The sequence below is a fragment of the Herbaspirillum rubrisubalbicans genome, assembly GCF_003719195.1.
GTDB classification, from domain to species: domain Bacteria; phylum Pseudomonadota; class Gammaproteobacteria; order Burkholderiales; family Burkholderiaceae_D; genus Herbaspirillum; species Herbaspirillum rubrisubalbicans.
Genome location: NZ_CP024996.1, coordinates 2,212,565 through 2,226,855, shown reverse-complemented (window position 1 = coordinate 2,226,855; position 14,291 = coordinate 2,212,565). Strand labels below are relative to the sequence as shown.

The window sequence follows — 14,291 nt, the reverse complement described above, 5'->3', positions numbered from 1 at the left end:
TTGCGACAGATGTCGGTAATAACGATTAAAGAATCTGCACCACGTCGGTCGGCTTGATGGTGCCGACGTTGGTGACATTGAGCTTGACGCCGTCCGCGGCCGTCGAGACGCTGGAGACGGTGCCGAAAGACAGCGCCGTGGCCGCCACTGCGGTGCCATTGTTGGAGGCGCTGACGGTGAAGGTGTACTTGCCATCGGGGGCCTTGCCACCCGAGTCATTGCTGCCATCCCAGATCACCGGGACGGCACCTGCTGCCTGGGTACCGAGATCGGTGGTGTGCACCACGGCGCCGGTGGAGTCCTTGATGGTGACGATCACCGAAGAAGCCGTGCCGGACAGGTTCACGCCCAGCACCGCCTTCTGGCTGGTGACATCGTTGCCGTTGGCATCCTTGCTGGTGTCGCTCATCAACTGGATGCTGTTGCCCGGTGCCAGCACGCTGTGGCCGATCATGTTGGCCGTGGACAGCGCTTGCGAGGAATTGATGCTGCTCATCAGCGTGGACAGCGAGTTGTTCAACTGGCTGATGCCCGAGACCGTCGACAACTGGGCCATCTGGCTGGTCAGCTGCGAGTTGTCCATCGGGTTGCTGGGATCCTGATTCTTCATCTGCGCAATCAGCAGCGTCAGGAAGCGGTTCTGGATCGCATCCGGGCTGTTGTTGTCGAGGCTGGAAGAACTGCTGGTACTGGAAGTGCTGCTCGCACCGTTCATTGCGCCGAGCAGGTCATTGGAGACGATGGCCATGATGGGAGTCCTGTTTATTGTCCGATGGTAAGGGTCTTGACCAGCATGGCCTTGGCCGTATTCATCGTTTCCACGTTGGTCTGGTAGGAACGGGAAGCCGAGATCATGTTGACCATTTCCTCGACCGGATTGACGTTGGGCATGGCCACATAGCCATTGCCATCGGCCAGCGGGTGCTTGGGGTCGTAGACCAGCTTGGGCGGCGCCTGGTCCTCGACCACGGCAGCCACCTTCACGCCGCTATCCTTGACGTCACCCACAGGAATGGCCTGGAACACCACCTGCTTGGCCTTGTAGGGCGTACCGTCGGGGCTGGTGGCGCTGTCGGCGTTGGCGATGTTGCTGGCCGTGGCATTGAGGCGCTGGGCCTGGGCGCTCATGGCCGAACCGGCCACATTGAAGATATTGGAAAGGGACATGGCTTATCAACCCGGTTGGATGGCGTTCATCATGGCCTTGATCTGGCCGTTCACGGCAGTGACGCCGGCTTCATAGCGGATGCCGTTGTCGACGAATTCATTGCGTTCCACATCCAGATCGACCGTATTGCCATCCACACTGCCCTGCGCCGGCGTGCGGTACTGCAAGGCCGTACCGCCGATGCTGCCCGGACCGTTGTCGGGCGCCGTGCCGGCCACGTGGGCCGCCGAGGTGCGCTCCAGTTGCAGCGGCGGCATGGCGGTGGTCTTGTTGTCCAGCGCGTTCTTGAGCGCATCGGCAAAGTTGACGTCACGCGCCTTGTAGTTGGGCGTATCCGCGTTGGCGATGTTGGATGCCAGTACCTGCTGGCGCTGGGCCCGCAGGTTCAGCGCCAACTCGTTGAAACGGAAGTAATCGTCGAGCTTAGAGACCATCAGGTCCTCCGGAAAAACCGGCGCCGCTCCGCACCTGCCTGAGCAGGTCGCGCACTGCGCCGATGATGGAATTACGTAGGCTTGATCATACGTTTGCCCTGAGGAACCTAAGGGGCGATAAAGAGAGAAAAGCCTCCCCTGTTTGCGCTTTTGACCTCACGCGCGCGAAGTAACATGGCTGCCAAGATCCGCTGTACCCTCACCGGCAAGTTGCACAAATGAAACACCTTCTCCGCGCCCTGCGCCCCGCCCTGGCCGCCCTGCTCCTGTTGTGCGGCAGCTTGGGACAGTTCTCGCCTGCCCTGGCGCAAAACGACCCCAACACCCCGCAAAAGCAGGACTTGCAAGTCGTGCAACAGGTTGCCGAGCAATTCCTGAAAAGCCAGACTTCTGGCTTGCCCGGCAGCGTCACCGTCACCATTGATCCAGCCGATCCGCGCCTGACCCTGGCCAGTTGCCTGGAACCACAAGCCTTCATGCCTAATGGCGGGCGCCTGTTCGGTCGCACCACGGTGGGCGTCAAGTGCATCGCCCCCTCGCCCTGGACCATTTACCTGCGCGCCAATGTGCAAGTGATCTCGGACTACCTGGTGGCGGCCGTGCCACTGGCCCAAGGCCAGACCATCAGCGCCAGCGACATCACCCGCATCCGTGGCGACATGTCGGCCTTGCCCAGCGGCGTGCTGACCGAAGAGTCGCAGGCCATCGGGCGCGTGGCCAACATGTCCCTGCGCGCCGGCACCCCGCTGCGCATGGATACCATCCGCAACCAACGGGTGGTGCAGCAAGGCCAGCCGGTACGGGTCGTCTCCAATGGTCCGGGCTTCCAGATTTCTACCGAGGCACGTGCCCTGACCAATGCCAACGAGGGCCAGATGGCCCAGGCCCGCACGGCGGCCGGCCAGGTGGTCAGCGGCATTGCCAAGGCCGGCGGGATCCTGGAAATCAATTATTGAGCCGGCTGATGCCGCTGGGCCATTGATATGAAGTAATTTTCCGGGCCGGGCGGCACGGAGCCACTCCCGAATGGCTTACCGGGGAAGATGTGAAGAAAATTTCCGGCATTTCTTCATTTTGTGGCCCAGGATGTTAAAGTTTGCTCAGAATTGGTCGATAATCCATACGACAGGCGGGTGCAAAGCGCCCCCACCCTACAAGGACTACTGCCGTGAACGTTAACGACGCCCTCAAATCCGCTGCCCTCAACACCGAGCAGACGCAGACCCAGACTCGCAACAACGCCCAGGCCGGCGCTGCCAGCGGCAATGGCGCGCCTGCTGCCGCAGCTGCTTCGGACAGCGTGCGCCTGTCCAGCACCTACCAGGCGCTGGAGACCAAGGTCAACAGCAACAGCAGCAGCTTCGACGCCAAGAAAGTGGCCGAAATCAAGGCCGCCATTGCCAACGGCACCTTCCAGATCGATCCGGAAAAAGTCGCCAATGGCCTCATCGATACCGTCAAGACCCTGATCAGCGCCCGCCAGGCCTGATCGTCCATCGTTCGATCACAGGATCTTTCGCATGAATCCGGCCAGCAAGTTGCAACTGGAACAAGCCGCCCTGTCCCGCCTGGTGGAAAAACTGCGTCAGGAACAGGCCTTGCTGGCCGAAGCCACGGCGGAAGGCTTGACCGACATCATCTCCGAAAAAGCCAGCATTGTTGCCGAAATGTCCACCCTGGCCGGCAACCGTCATCTCCTGCTGGGCCAGCTCGGCTACAGCGAAGACGAAGCCGGGATGCAGAAATGGATGAATGAACAAGGCAACGAGACCGACAAGGATGTCTGGGCCAGCATGTTCGAACTGGCGCAGGACGCCAAGGAGTTGAACCGCGTCAATGGCTTGCTGATCGGCAAGAAGCTCTCCATCAACCAGAGCGCCTTGACCATCCTGCAAGGCAAGACCAGCGCCGGCAACTTCTATGGACCGGATGGACAGAGCAGCATCAAGTCCTCTGGTCGCAGGCTGGGCGTGGTCTGATACCTGTACGCTTCCCTCTCATGCAAAAGCCCGGCAATGCCGGGCTTTATCGTTTCTGCTACCGCACTCTCGCAGTATGAGTGCGTGTTGACCTTCAGGCCACCCCGCTCCAGGAATGCTCGCGCAGATAGGTTCGCATCCGCGAAATCGCCTGGCTATGCAACTGGCATACACGCGACTCAGACACGCCCATGACAGCACCGATTTCCTTGAGGTTCATTTCCTGCTCGTAGTACAAGGCCATCAAAATCTGCTCGCGTTCGGGCAAGGCCTTGATGGAATCGACCACGGCGTCGCGAAAGCCGCCATTGATCAGGCTCTGCAGCGGATCGTCATCGGCTTCGCCAGTCTGGTAACGATCCAGGAAGTGCTCATGACCGCCCTCATCGTCGTGGAAGTCTTCGTAGTAGATCAACTGGTGGCCACCGCATTCGGTCAGCAGCGATTGATACTCGACCAGGCTGATCTTCATGTGCTGCGCCACTTCCGTTTCCTGCGGCTGGCGCCCCAGTTGCTGCAACAGCGCCTGCATGGCTTCTTCCACCTTGCGGGCATTCTGGCGGATACTGCGCGGCAGCCAGTCGCTGCTGCGCAGTTCATCCAGCATGGCGCCCCGGATGCGCTGTACGGCATAGGTCTCGAACTGCGCGCCATGGGTTTCCTCGTAACGGTTGACGGCGTCGAGCAAGCCCATCATGCCGGCCTGGATCAGGTCGTCCACCTCCACGCTAGGGGGCAACTTGGCCTTGAGCTGATGCGCCAATTTCTTGACCAGCGGCGCATGTTGCTCCAGGACGTCGTTCTTGCCCTTCTTTCCCTTGACGTTATACATGCACGTCACACTCCCAGGCTCGCACCGTCGGTAGCCATGCCGTAAGTGCTGCGAGCGCTGTCAGCACCCGCCGTGAATCGCTTGGACAGACGCTGGAAAGCCAGTGCCGCCCCGGCGAAGGGGAACACATCCATCACTGCCCGGCCCTGACCGGTGGCCCGGCGAATATGGTCGTCGGCCGGGATGGACCCGAGGAAATTCAACTGCGCCGCCAGATAGCGGCTGGCCGCCTGAGCCATGTTGGCATAGACGGTACGCGCTTCGGCCTCAGTGGCGTCATTGACGATGAGGCTGAAGGGACGACGGCCGATACGGTCGCTCAAGCTCTTCAACAAGACATAGGCGGCCTTGATCGAGGAGGCCGTAGTCGAGACCTGAATCACGATCTCGCCCATTTCCATGGTCGGTACCGGCAGTGATTCATCGCGCGCCAGCACGCCATTGACCAGCGTGATTTCGGCCTGTTCGATAAGGCTGTCGAAAATCTCGGCCAAGCGCCCGGCATTCGGGTCATTGGCCTGGGGCACGCTGCGCCGGGCGATGCGCGCCATCGAAAAACCTTCCGGCAAGCGCCGCGTGGCTTCGGCCAGGGTACGCTCCATGCGTGCGACTTCCTGCAGCGTGGCCACGTCGTGGCGCAGGCCGATGCGGGTCAAGAGTCCGGTACTGGCAACGTCGCCATCCACCACCAGCACGCTGTGCTTGGCCTGCGCCAGCGAGGCTGCCAGATTGATGAGCATGGCGCTTTTCTCTTCTTCGCCCAGCACCGAGAAGAAGGTGAACAGCCTGGGTACCGGACGCTCCAGCATCCGACGCAGACCTGTTGCCTGATCGATGTCGTAACTAGCCAAAGCTCACCTCACGCAGTCCTTTGTCATTCATGGACATGGCGGTGGGACCAATGACCCCCGGCAACTCCCCCTCCTGGAATTCGAAGGGAGCCGTTTCGCGCTTCTGCTTGAAGGCGCGATCTGCCAGGTAGAGCTTGTTGGCCACATGCAGGTCTTCCGGCACGCGCTGGCCATTGGCCACGTAATGCAAATTGAGCTTGTGACGGATCACCACGTCCAGCACGTTACCGATGGTGGCCGCTTCATCAAGCTTGGTGATGATGCAACCGGCCAGGCCCGAGCTGGAATAGGCGTGCACCACCTCGTTCAAGGTACCGCCGGTGGCGGTAGCGTTCAGACACAAGAGGCGCTTGATGTCCACACCAGCGCCAGCCAGCATGGCATCCTGCTCGGCCACCATCTGGTCGCGCTGGCCCACGCCGGCGGTATCGATCAGGACGGTGTGCTTGCCCTTCAATTCTTCCAGGGCGATACGCAGGTCGGTCTCATCCTTGACCGAATGCACCATCACGCCCAGGATCTTGCCGTAGATGCGCAATTGTTCATATCCACCGATACGGTAGCCGTCGGTGGTGATCAGGGCCAGCTTGCCGGAACCGTGGCGCATCACGCAGCGTGCGGCCAGCTTGGCCGTGGTGGTGGTCTTGCCCACGCCGGTAGGTCCGACCAGGGCGAAGACGCCGCCGTTTTCCAGCAACTCGTTTTCGTTGGCCAAGGTATTGAGGTTGCGCGCCAGCACCGACTTGACCCAGAACATGATGTCCTGCGACTTCGAGTTGGCAGGCAGGTTTTCGGTGATCAGGCGCGACAGGCTGGCCGAGAAACCGGCCGCCAGCATTTCCTTCAGGACGATGCCCTTCAGGGGTTCGCGCTTTTGCGTGCCGCCCCAGGATATCTCGGCCAGTTGGGTTTCCAGCACACCGCGCATGGAGCGGATTTCACTCATGACTTCGGACAGGATTTCGTCATAGTCCTTGCCATCGAATTCGGGCAGGGCCGAACGCGGGCGCTGATCCGCTTGACCCGACTCATGGGCTGCGCCGGAGGCCGGGCGGGCGGCCTGCTCTACGCGGCGGCTGCGCCAGACGCGGGCGTCTCCAGTAGCGGGCGGTTCTGCTGCGCGGGCCGGAGCACGACCTTGGGCCGGCTGATCCAGCAAGGGCGCATTCTCGGCACGCGCTGCACGCACCGGCTGCTGTGCCACTGGCGAGGATAGCAAGGCTGGGCGCTTGGGCTGCTGGGCCGCAGGCTGACCGGACTGCTGCTGCAAGGATGCCGCCGGTGGGCGAGCATTGGGGTCGCGCGCCCCGGTGGGGGCCACCAGGGTGGTCATGTCCTCATTGGCCATGGCCAGGATCTCCACCCCGTCAGGAATATTGCGGTTGGAGAGAATGACGGCATCCGGCCCAAGCGCCTCGCGAACCTGGCGCCAGGCCTCGCGAGAAGAATTGGCGATAAATTTCTTGACGTTCATGCTTGCCCTCCAACTAGGCTGGTAACTTTAATCGTTTTCGACTCGGGTACTTCAGCGTGCGAGAGCACACGCAACTGTGGCAAGGCGCGGCGCAAGAAGCGCGCCAGCAAGGTACGCAGCGGCGCTCCCACCAGCAATACCGGGGCAAAGCCCATCTGCTCCTGGCGCTGCGCCGCCATCTCGGTCTGCTGTACCAGCGAATCGGCCAGGCCCGGCTCGATGCCACCACTGTCGCCGCTGGCTTGCAGGGCCTGCATGAGCAGGCGTTCGAGCTTGGAATCGAGGGCCATGACGGCCAACTCGCTCTCGCCCGGGAAAATCTGTTGCACGATGGCCCGGCCCAGCGCGATGCGCACGATCGCCGTCAGATCGGTCGGGTCCTGGATGCGTGCGGCGTGCTCGGCCAAGGTTTCGATGATAGTGCGCATATCGCGAATATGCACGCCTTCGGCCAAGAGGTTCTGCAATACCTTCTGCAGGGTGCCCAGCGGCAGCATCTTGGGCACCAGGTCTTCCACCAGCTTGGGGGCTTCCTTGCCCAGGTGGTCCAGCAGGCTCTGCACTTCTTGGCGACCCAGCAGCTCGGCGGCATGGGTAGTGATCAAGTGGTTCAGGTGGGTGGCCACCACGGTGCCGGCATCGACCACGGTATAGCCCATGGTGGAGGCTTGTTCGCGCAGGCTGTTGTCGATCCATACCGCCGGCAGGCCAAAGGCCGGGTCGGACGTCATCATGCCCGGCAAGGGACCGGTCACCATACCGGGGTTGATGGCCAGGTATTGGCCGGCATGGGCCTCGCCATTGCCCACCTCCACCCCTTTCAAGGTAATGCGGTAGGCCGAGGGCTTCAATTCCAGGTTGTCGCGGATATGGATGGGCGGCGACAGGAAGCCCACTTCCTGGGCAAACTTCTTGCGGATGCCCTTGATGCGCTTGAGCAGTTCGCCACCCTGCCCCTTGTCCACCAGCGGAATAAGGCGGTAACCCACTTCCAGGCCCAGGGTATCGACCGGCATGACGTCGCTCCAGGTCGCTTCCTCGCCCTCGGCAGGCGCAGCGGCCGAGGCGGTGGCCTGCGGTGCGGCGGCCGCCGCTTCGGCCTTGGTTTTTTCGACCCGCTTGCCGATGGCATAGGCGCCGCCGCCCATGGCCGCAGCCAGCAAGATGAAAGCGATGTGCGGCATTCCCGGGATCAAGCCCATGCCACCGATGATGACAGCGGTAATGTAGAGCACTTCAGGCTTGGCGAAGAGCTGGTTGATCAGTTGTCCGCCCACGTCCTGGTCGTTGGCCACGCGCGAGACCACTACACCGGCGGCCGTCGAGATGATCAGCGAAGGAATCTGCGCCACCAGGCCATCACCGATGGCCAGCAGGGTGTAGTTCTTCAAGGCCGCATCGAAGGCCAGGTCGTGCTGCACCATGCCCACCACCAGGCCGCCGACGATGTTGACCACGGTCACGATGATGCCGGCCACGGCGTCGCCGCGCACGTACTTGGAGGCACCATCCATGGCGCCGTAGAACTCCGACTCCTGCGCCACTTCCTTGCGGCGGGCGCGGGCTTCAGGCTCACCGATCAAGCCGGCGTTGAGGTCGGCATCGATGGCCATCTGCTTACCAGGCATGGCGTCCAGGGTAAAGCGTGCACCCACTTCAGCGATACGACCGGCACCCTTGGTCACCACCATGAAGTTGATGATGGTCAAAATCACGAACACCACGATACCGACGGTGTAGTTGCCACCGATGAGGAAGTGGCCGAAAGCCTCGATCACCTTGCCGGCGGCATCCGGGCCGGTGTGGCCTTCAGTCAGCACGATACGGGTGGAGGCCACGTTGAGCGACAGGCGCAGCATGGTCGACACCAGCAGCACCGCTGGGAAGGCGATGAAGTCCAGCGGCTTGACCGTGTAGAGCGCGGTCATGAGCACAATCACCGAGAGCGAAATGTTGAAGCTGAACAGCAGATCCAGCATGAAGGCCGGCAGCGGCAACACCATCATCGCCAGCATCATGACGATGAGGATCGGGGCCGCCAGTGCCCTGCCGCTCTTGACCGGCACCCAGGCCGGGATTTTCATGGTATTGAGTTTGGTCGCCATCGTTACTGCCTGCTTCTATTCTTGGCCCCGCGGGGTTTCTTGGGCGCGGTGGCCGGATCGAGTTCCTTGGGCACGTTCAGCTCGGTGGGTTCCACCGGACGGTTGCCGCCGAACTTGCCATAGGTGCGCAACTGGAACACATAGGCCAGCACTTCGGCCACCGCGGTGTAGAGCGCCTCGGGGATTTCGTCACCGATTTCGGTATGGGTGTGCAGCGCACGCGCCAGAGGTGGCGCTTCCAGCAGCGGCACCTTATGCTCGCGCGCCAGTTCGCGGATCTTGGCAGCGATGTCGTCGGCTCCCTTGGCCACCACCTTGGGCGCGCCCATCTTACCTTCGGTGTATTTCAATGCCACCGCATAGTGGGTCGGGTTGGTCACCACCACATCGGCGGTGGGCACCTCGGCCATCATGCGACGCCGCGCCATGGCACGCTGCATCGCACGGATCTTGCCCTTGATGTGGGGGTCGCCTTCGGACTCCTTGTGTTCCTGCTTGACCTCTTCGCGCGTCATGCGCAGCTTGCGACCGTAATTCCATATCTGGTAAGGCACGTCCAACGCGGCGATCAACACCAGCGCCGACACGATGGTGATGAAGCTGACCCACAGCAGATAGGCCGAATGCGCCCCCGCAGTCTTGAGCGACTCCACCCCCAACCCCACCACGGCATCAAGCTGGCCGCGAATAGCTACCCAGGCCACAGTCCCCACCAGCACGGTCTTCAATACCGCCTTGCCCAACTCAACCAAGGAATTGATCGAAAACATGTTGGCAAAGCCGCTGATGGGATTGAGTTTGCCGAACTTGGGCGCCAATGACTGCACGTTGAACAGCCAGCCCCCCAGCATCAGCGGCGCAGCCATGGCAGCCAGGGTCATCAGGAAGGCCAAAGGAATGAGGGCGACGGCCACATCGATGAGGTGAGCGCTCAACATGTTGAACATGACCACCGGATCGAAGGCTGCGGCCCGCTCGAAGCTCATCGTGGCTACCAGGATGCGGTCCAGGCTGGTCACCACCGGACCACTGAAGAGCCAGACACAGCTACCACCCACCAACAACATCAAGGTCGTGGCCAATTCACGCGAACGCGGCACATCGCCCTGCTCACGGGCACGCTCAATGCGTTTGCCCGTGGCGGGTTCGGTCCGCTCCATATCGCTGTCTTCGGCCATCCGCCTTATCCCCCTGCTAAACCACTGCCCCTCCTGCGTCGCGTGCGCTGGACGGATTTGTAGAACAATAGGCTAGGATTATTGGCGAGCGGGCGCCTGGATCATCAGGGGAATAACGGTGAAAACGTCCCGCATTTCGGACTAGGCAAAATCGCAAGGCTCTGCCTGTGGCAGCACGATGCGTATCGAATCCGACATAGATGAAGAAAAGTCAAGCGCGATGGCGCAATCCCGCCGATTTCAGGGCGCCATTACCGCCGCTGCGTAGCATTTGAGACACAAAAACAAAACGCCCCGAACTTGCCATCAAGGCAACATTCGAAGCGTTTCCTGTTCGCTGGCCACCCAACTCAGAAGCCCAGGCTCTCCAGCAAATCATCTACCTGACCCTGGTTGGCGATGACATCCTTGCCGGCCGGGTCGATTTGCGGGCCGTTGAGCAAACCGCTATCTTCGCGCTTGGTCTCTGAAGGCGAATAATCGACCAGCAACTGCACCAGTTGCGACTCCAGGTCATGGGCCAGCTTGGTGACGCGCTTGATGACCTGACCGGTCAGGTCCTGGAAGTCCTGGGCCATCATGATGTCCAGCAATTGCTGCTTGGTCACGCTGCTGTCTTCCCCGGCCTGGGCCAAGAAGGCCGAGGTCTTGGCAGCCAGCGCGCGATAGTCGGCTTCGGAGAAGCTACCGGCGCTGGCAGCATCCCACTGCGCCTTGAGTTCGCTGGCGCCGTCATGGATGCGCTCCTGCAGGGGGCTGGCCAGCTCAGTGGCATTGAGCACGCGCTGGGCGGCCTGCTCGGTCATGCGGGCCACGTATTCGAGACGGTCACGAGCGTCCGGCATATCGCTGGCGGCTTTTTCCAGCAAACGATCGAAACCCAGTCCGCGCAAGCTATCGTGCAGGTTGCGCGTCATGTGGCCGATGCGCACCAGCACCTCTTCGCTCACGCCGGAGCCCTCGACCGATGAAGTACGGGCGGGATTGGGGGCGCTATCCACCTCAGCCACCTGCGGCCATCTTTTCGAAGATCTTGCCCAGCTTCTCATCCAGCGTCGCTGCAGTGAAGGGCTTGACGACGTAACCGTTGGCGCCGGCCTGGGCGGCCGCCACGATGTTTTCCTTCTTGGCTTCGGCAGTGACCATCAGCACCGGCAACTTGGACAAGGCAGGATCCTTGCGGATTTCTTGCAGCATGGTCAGACCGTCCATATTGGGCATGTTCCAGTCAGAGACGACAAAGTCGAACTGGTCGCTGCGCAGCTTTTGCAGAGCCTGCACACCATCTTCGGCCTCATCCACGTTGGTGTAGCCCAACTCCTTGAGCAGATTGCGCACAATGCGACGCATGGTCGAGAAATCATCGACAACTAAGAACTTGGTATTGGGACCCGACATGCTAAGACTCCATCTGAACAATTGAATTCTTGGTTATCGGCAAGGGCACTGCGCAACTTGAACCGATAACCTCTACTTACCCCAAGTAAGGGCCAATCAGCCCATACTTCCTCTTATATGCAACGCATTGTAGTGCAGCAAAACAAAACTGGCAGAACAATAAGCGCTCAACGCCACATCAAACGCGCAGGGCACGGCTTCCGTGTTCTGCCAGCCACGCCAGTACCCTGCCCGGCATGGCCTGCAGCGACAGAACCTCATGGGCTGCACCCACGGCGATGGCTTCGCGCGGCATCCCGAAGACCACGCAGGAAGCTTCATCCTGGGCAAAGTTGTAGGCGCCGGCATTGCGCATTTCCAGCATTCCCTGGGCGCCATCCTTGCCCATCCCGGTCAGGATCACGCCCACCGCGTTCTTGCCTGCGCAGGTGGCGGCCGATTGGAACAGCACATCCACCGAGGGACGGTGGCGATTCACCGGCGGCCCCTGGTCAAGCTGGGTCATGTAGTTGGCGCCACTGCGCACCAGTTTCAGGTGCGAGTGGCCGGGAGCGATATAGGCGTGGCCGGGCAATACGCGTTCGTTGCCAGCCGACTCCACTACCGAGATCTTGCACAGGTTGTTGAGACGCTGGGCAAAGGAGCGGGTAAAGCCTTCTGGCATGTGCTGGGTAATCAGGATGCCCGGGCAGTCCGACGGCATACGAATCAGGAATTCCTTGATCGCTTCGGTGCCACCGGTAGAGGCGCCGATGATGATCAGTTTTTCACTACTGGTGAGCGGATTGCGGATCTGCGGCAAAACCTCACCAGAGGTGGTCGCCTGCTCGGCCGAGCGCGACGGACGGGCGCGCACGCGCGCCTTGGCGGCAGCGCGGATCTTGTCGGCGATCATGTCGGCATATTCCTGCATACCGCTCTGTATCGATATCTTGGGCTTGGTCACGAAGTCGATGGCACCCAGTTCCAGGGCGCGCAGTGTGATTTCGGAGCCACGCTCGGTCAGCGAAGACACCATCACCACCGGCATGGGGCGCAGGCGCATGAGCTTTTCCAGGAAATCCAAGCCATCCATGCGCGGCATTTCCACGTCCAGCGTCAGCACGTCCGGATTGGTCTGCTTGATCAGCTCGCGCGCAATGATGGGATCGGGAGCCACACCCACCACTTCCATGTCGGGCTGGCTGCCGATGATTTCACGCATGACGCTCCGGATCAGCGCCGAATCATCCACGATAAGAACTTTAATTTTCATCACTCAATCACTCAAATTTCGGTATTGCCCTGATAAGCCCTTCTGCCCTGCCCCGCAGCTCAGAACAGATCCACCTCGCCACCCACTGGCTTGGTGACCAGCTTGCTGGCGTAGGCTTTTTCGCGATCCACCAGGGTGTTGTTGTGCATTTGTTTCAATTTCTTCACCAGCACCTTGCCGGTGCGTGGGAAAAAGTAGACCTTGCGCGGATAGATGTCGTTGAGGTCTTCGGCCACCACCCGGATGTTTTCTGCCTTCAGGTAGCGTCGTACGAACTCGGCGTTGCGCTCTCCCACGTTGATGGCGGAGAAGCCGCGCAGCACGTTGCCCCCGCCGAATACCTTGGCCTCCAGGTTTTCGCGCCGGGCGCCGGACTTGAGCACGTCGTTGATCAGCACTTCCATGGCATAGGTGCCGTAGCGTGCCGAAGCCGAAATCGGGCTGCCGTCATCACCGCCACCATCAGGCAGCATGAAGTGGTTCATACCGCCGATGCCCGAAACGCGGTCGCGGATGCAGGCCGAGACGCAGGAACCGAGGACCGTGACGATCATCATGTCCTTGGTCGTGAAATAGTATTCACCCGGCAGGATCTTGGCCGCGTCGCAATCGAAGGTGCGGTCGTAATAGAGATTGGTGGCAATCTGCTCCGAGGCCTGACTCATGGCTTGGTCCTCGCACCGCGCTGCGTGGCATTGAGTTCGTAGACCGTCTTGCCCTTGAGTTTGAGGGCGTCGGAGACATACAGGAAGTTCTCCGAGTGGCCGGCGAACAGCAGGGCGTGAGGCTTCATCAGTGGCACGAATCGGGACAGGATCTTGCTCTGGGTAGGCTTATCGAAATAGATCATCACGTTGCGGCAGAAGATCACGTCGAACTGACCGCTGATAGGCCAACTATCGGCCAGCAGGTTCAGTTGCTTGAAGGTGATCAGCTTGCGCAGTTCCGGGCGCACGCGCACGTAGCCTTCATGACTACCCTTGCCGCGCAGGAAGAATTTCTTGACCCGCTCGGGCGACATCTTTTCGATGCGCTCCATGGGATAGACACCATTGGCACCGGTGGAGAGCACATTGGTATCGATGTCGGTGGCCACGATCTGCACCGGCGGATTCATCGAGCCATAGGCCTCGCAAGCGGTCATGGCGATGGTATAGGGCTCTTCCCCGGTGGAGGCGGCCGAGCACCAGATGGTGGCCGGTTCCTTCAGGGTCTTGAGGAAGTCCGCCAGGATAGGGAAATGGTGGGCTTCGCGGAAGAACGAGGTCAGGTTGGTGGTCAGAGCATTGGTGAAAGCTTCCCACTCATCGGCATCGTGGGTGCGCTCCAGCATGTCGAGGTATTGTTGGAAAGAGGTAATGCCGGTGGCCCGCAGACGCCGCGCCAGGCGGCTGTAAACCATTTCCTGTTTGCTGTCGGCCAGCGCGATGCCGGCCCGCTGGTAGATCAGGCCACGCACCCGTTCGAAATCGCGGCTATTGAAATCGAACTCCTTGCCGGATGATTCGCCTTTGCCTGGTACCGTCGGCTTCACTGTCTTTCCTTCCCTGGCGCCGCACGCTTGGAAGCGCGCTGCTTGCTATCTCTTGCCCACCCGGCATGGGCGGACATCCCCTT

16 protein-coding genes are annotated in these 14,291 nt (G+C 61.0%); 3 read left to right on the top strand and 13 right to left on the bottom strand.

The genetic code is table 11. From position 1 onward, the window contains the following. Positions 1-25 precede the first annotated feature (25 nt). Genes RC54_RS10000 through flgB form a run of 3 tightly spaced genes read right to left on the bottom strand, consistent with a single transcriptional unit; the run spans position 26 to position 1,602 of the window. On the bottom strand, positions 26-748 hold the full coding sequence (locus RC54_RS10000; RefSeq protein WP_058895210.1) for a flagellar hook assembly protein FlgD: 723 nt from the start codon (positions 746-748) through the stop codon (positions 26-28). A 14-nt stretch (positions 749-762) separates the two neighbouring features. Next, positions 763-1,167, bottom strand: a complete 405-nt coding sequence (flgC, locus tag RC54_RS09995; RefSeq protein WP_017450929.1) for a flagellar basal body rod protein FlgC — start codon at positions 1,165-1,167, stop codon at positions 763-765. 6 nt (positions 1,168-1,173) lie between these two features. Continuing rightward, the gene (gene flgB, locus RC54_RS09990; RefSeq protein ID WP_058895209.1) at positions 1,174-1,602 is read right to left on the bottom strand and encodes a flagellar basal body rod protein FlgB; all 429 of its coding nucleotides are present in this window, start codon (positions 1,600-1,602) and stop codon (positions 1,174-1,176) included. A 218-nt stretch (positions 1,603-1,820) separates the two neighbouring features. On the opposite strand from flgB, the gene flgA reads away from it, so the two are divergent. The 3 genes from flgA (at position 1,821) to RC54_RS09975 (ending at position 3,581) form a co-directional block, all read left to right on the top strand. Continuing rightward, entirely contained in the window at positions 1,821-2,558 is a 738-nt protein-coding gene (flgA, locus tag RC54_RS09985; RefSeq protein WP_058895208.1) for a flagellar basal body P-ring formation chaperone FlgA, read from the top strand. Positions 2,559-2,770: 212 nt separating this feature from the next. Then, entirely contained in the window at positions 2,771-3,091 is a 321-nt protein-coding gene (gene flgM, locus RC54_RS09980; RefSeq protein WP_017450926.1) for a flagellar biosynthesis anti-sigma factor FlgM, read from the top strand. Between the two features lie 31 nt (positions 3,092-3,122). Further along, positions 3,123-3,581: a flagella synthesis protein FlgN gene (locus tag RC54_RS09975; RefSeq protein WP_058895207.1), complete on the top strand. Its 459-nt coding sequence runs from the start codon at positions 3,123-3,125 to the stop codon at positions 3,579-3,581. 94 nt (positions 3,582-3,675) lie between these two features. Here the strand turns inward: RC54_RS09975 and RC54_RS09970 are convergent, their stop codons facing one another. From RC54_RS09970 to RC54_RS09925, 10 genes are all read right to left on the bottom strand, one after another. After that, positions 3,676-4,413, bottom strand: a complete 738-nt coding sequence (locus tag RC54_RS09970; protein WP_058895206.1) for an RNA polymerase sigma factor FliA — start codon at positions 4,411-4,413, stop codon at positions 3,676-3,678. A 5-nt stretch (positions 4,414-4,418) separates the two neighbouring features. Continuing rightward, positions 4,419-5,222 carry a MinD/ParA family ATP-binding protein gene (locus RC54_RS09965; RefSeq protein WP_061788807.1) on the bottom strand — a complete coding sequence of 268 codons (804 nt, stop codon included), beginning with the start codon at positions 5,220-5,222 and terminating at the stop codon, positions 4,419-4,421. Between the two features lie 34 nt (positions 5,223-5,256). Continuing rightward, the gene (gene flhF, locus RC54_RS09960; RefSeq protein ID WP_061788806.1) at positions 5,257-6,738 is read right to left on the bottom strand and encodes a flagellar biosynthesis GTPase FlhF; all 1,482 of its coding nucleotides are present in this window, start codon (positions 6,736-6,738) and stop codon (positions 5,257-5,259) included. After that, a complete protein-coding gene (gene flhA, locus RC54_RS09955) occupies positions 6,735-8,843 on the bottom strand; it encodes a flagellar biosynthesis protein FlhA (protein ID WP_058895203.1) in 2,109 nt (702 codons plus the stop codon). Before flhA ends, flhF begins: the two co-directional genes overlap by 4 nt. A 2-nt stretch (positions 8,844-8,845) precedes the next feature. Next, entirely contained in the window at positions 8,846-10,021 is a 1,176-nt protein-coding gene (flhB, locus tag RC54_RS09950; protein ID WP_058895202.1) for a flagellar biosynthesis protein FlhB, read from the bottom strand. A gap of 350 nt (positions 10,022-10,371) precedes the next feature. Beyond that, on the bottom strand, positions 10,372-11,031 hold the full coding sequence (cheZ, locus tag RC54_RS09945) for a protein phosphatase CheZ (protein ID WP_061788805.1): 660 nt from the start codon (positions 11,029-11,031) through the stop codon (positions 10,372-10,374). Beyond that, on the bottom strand, positions 11,024-11,419 hold the full coding sequence (gene cheY, locus RC54_RS09940) for a chemotaxis response regulator CheY (protein WP_006712751.1): 396 nt from the start codon (positions 11,417-11,419) through the stop codon (positions 11,024-11,026). The genes cheZ and cheY overlap by 8 nt, the downstream gene beginning before the upstream one ends. A gap of 178 nt (positions 11,420-11,597) precedes the next feature. Further along, the gene (locus RC54_RS09935) at positions 11,598-12,674 is read right to left on the bottom strand and encodes a protein-glutamate methylesterase/protein-glutamine glutaminase (RefSeq protein ID WP_058895200.1); all 1,077 of its coding nucleotides are present in this window, start codon (positions 12,672-12,674) and stop codon (positions 11,598-11,600) included. Between the two features lie 59 nt (positions 12,675-12,733). After that, positions 12,734-13,339, bottom strand: coding sequence for a chemoreceptor glutamine deamidase CheD (cheD, locus tag RC54_RS09930; RefSeq protein ID WP_017450917.1), 606 nt, complete (start codon positions 13,337-13,339; stop codon positions 12,734-12,736). Then, positions 13,336-14,208, bottom strand: a complete 873-nt coding sequence (locus tag RC54_RS09925; RefSeq protein WP_017450916.1) for a CheR family methyltransferase — start codon at positions 14,206-14,208, stop codon at positions 13,336-13,338. The genes cheD and RC54_RS09925 overlap by 4 nt, the downstream gene beginning before the upstream one ends. Between the last annotated feature and the right edge of the window lie 83 nt (positions 14,209-14,291).

Bases quoted from the DNA above. Each gene is read 5' to 3' on its own strand.
- RC54_RS10000 (WP_058895210.1), bottom strand. From the start codon at position 748: ATGGCCATCGTCTCCAATGACCTGCTCGGCGCAATGAACGGTGCGAGC.
- flgC (WP_017450929.1), bottom strand. From the start codon at position 1,167: ATGTCCCTTTCCAATATCTTCAATGTGGCCGGTTCGGCCATGAGCGCC.
- flgB (WP_058895209.1), bottom strand. From the start codon at position 1,602: ATGGTCTCTAAGCTCGACGATTACTTCCGTTTCAACGAGTTGGCGCTG.
- flgA (WP_058895208.1), top strand. From the start codon at position 1,821: ATGAAACACCTTCTCCGCGCCCTGCGCCCCGCCCTGGCCGCCCTGCTC.
- RC54_RS09975 (WP_058895207.1), top strand. From the start codon at position 3,123: ATGAATCCGGCCAGCAAGTTGCAACTGGAACAAGCCGCCCTGTCCCGC.
- RC54_RS09970 (WP_058895206.1), bottom strand. From the start codon at position 4,413: ATGTATAACGTCAAGGGAAAGAAGGGCAAGAACGACGTCCTGGAGCAA.
- RC54_RS09965 (WP_061788807.1), bottom strand. From the start codon at position 5,222: ATGCTGGAGCGTCCGGTACCCAGGCTGTTCACCTTCTTCTCGGTGCTG.
- flhF (WP_061788806.1), bottom strand. From the start codon at position 6,738: ATGAACGTCAAGAAATTTATCGCCAATTCTTCTCGCGAGGCCTGGCGC.
- flhA (WP_058895203.1), bottom strand. From the start codon at position 8,843: ATGGCGACCAAACTCAATACCATGAAAATCCCGGCCTGGGTGCCGGTC.
- flhB (WP_058895202.1), bottom strand. From the start codon at position 10,021: ATGGCCGAAGACAGCGATATGGAGCGGACCGAACCCGCCACGGGCAAA.
- cheY (WP_006712751.1), bottom strand. From the start codon at position 11,419: ATGTCGGGTCCCAATACCAAGTTCTTAGTTGTCGATGATTTCTCGACC.
- RC54_RS09935 (WP_058895200.1), bottom strand. From the start codon at position 12,674: ATGAAAATTAAAGTTCTTATCGTGGATGATTCGGCGCTGATCCGGAGC.
- cheD (WP_017450917.1), bottom strand. From the start codon at position 13,339: ATGAGTCAGGCCTCGGAGCAGATTGCCACCAATCTCTATTACGACCGC.